Consider the following 336-nt stretch of genomic DNA (forward strand, 5'->3'; position numbering starts at 1 on the left):
GTCCCGGGACGCTACCGCCGGCCCCGGTCCGTCCGGGCCGGAACCGCGGCTGGTTCACCGAGACGAGCGACGCTCCCCACCGTCAGGCCAGCCGCTTCCCATTATCAACGTGCCGAGCTCGCGGCGTCCCCGCGAACCGGGACGACTGGCCACCCGGAGCCTCCCGCATCATCGCCTCCGCACGGTCCTCCGCGGCGCGCTGAGCCGTCACCGGCTCCACATCGGTCCAGTAAATGTCCAGCATCGTGCGCAGCGTCGTCGGCTCATTCGTGGGGCCGATCGGCACAGTGATCTGGTCGAGGAGGCGCCACAGCTCGTAGTCGCACTGCTCGGCGA

General features: G+C 70.5%; 1 protein-coding gene. It reads right to left on the reverse strand.

From position 1 onward, the window contains the following. Window positions 1–82 precede the first annotated feature (82 nt). The coding region (locus OQ02_RS45430; RefSeq protein ID WP_033443828.1) for a hypothetical protein at window positions 83–336 on the reverse strand (254 nt) is incomplete at its 5' end.

This window comes from Saccharothrix sp. NRRL B-16314 (assembly GCF_000716595.1).
GTDB lineage: Bacteria > Actinomycetota > Actinomycetes > Mycobacteriales > Pseudonocardiaceae > Actinosynnema.